The 828-nt window shown below is 45.8% G+C and carries 1 protein-coding gene; it reads right to left on the bottom strand.

Annotation, left to right across the window (positions count from 1 at the left end; translation table 11 throughout):
* Window positions 1-260: 260 nt before the first annotated feature.
* Complete coding sequence (gene dfrA14 / locus K5R89_RS27135) at window positions 261-734, bottom strand: trimethoprim-resistant dihydrofolate reductase DfrA14 (RefSeq protein ID WP_004201280.1); 474 nt, start codon at window positions 732-734, stop codon at window positions 261-263.
* Window positions 735-828: the final 94 nt, after the last annotated feature.

Below are 828 nucleotides of genomic sequence, written 5' to 3'. Positions count from 1 at the left end.
TTGAATGGGTTCATGTGCAGCTCCATCAGCAAAAGGGGATGATAAGTTTATCACCACCGACTATTTGCAACAGTGCCGTCCTGCGAATATGTGAGTTTTGACCTAATGAGCCACAAAAACTCATTTTCGCCCACGATAATTTTTCTACTTCCTTTCTTTGGAATGCTCATTTCAATATTCACATAACGTCGCTATCAATCGCGGAAAAGGCGTAGTGCGCGAAGCGAACGAAGCTTTTTGCCGTCGATTGCATAGCTTTGTTAACCCTTTTTCCAAATTTGATAGCAATAGTTAATGTTTGAAGTAAAGTGTTGCTCAAAAACAACTTCGAAGGTATTTGGAATACTCGGGAAGAAAACATCCCCCTCTGGCTCGATGTCGATCGTCGATAAGTGGAGCGTAGAGGCCATGGGTAATGTTTCTCGGTAAATTTCTCCGCCACCAGACACTATAACGTGACCGGTGAATTCAGCTAGCCTGTCCATGGCCTCTTCGATTGACTGAAATACAACTACATTGTCATCATTTGATGTCCAACCTGAGCGGGTAACGACCGCGTATTTCCTATTGGGGAGTGCGCCCATAGATTCAAACGTCTTGCGACCCACCAGAAGCCACTGATTGTAGGTCAATGCTTTAAAAAGTAGCTGCTCCCCTTTCGCGGACCAGGGTATGTCTGGACCGCAACCAATCACGCCGTTTTTCGCTTTCGCAGCCATCAATGATACTTTCAAGGTTCTCATCCTGGGTTAACTTTGTTTTAGGGCGACTGCCCTGCTGCGTAACATCGTTGCTGCTCCATAACATCAAACATCGACCCACGGCGTA

The organism is Klebsiella sp. TF21-TM, assembly GCF_019753495.1.
In the GTDB taxonomy this organism is placed as follows: domain Bacteria; phylum Pseudomonadota; class Gammaproteobacteria; order Enterobacterales; family Enterobacteriaceae; genus Klebsiella; species Klebsiella quasipneumoniae.
Note: the sequence above shows the minus strand (reverse complement) of the source record. Positions and strands in the feature narration are given on the sequence as shown.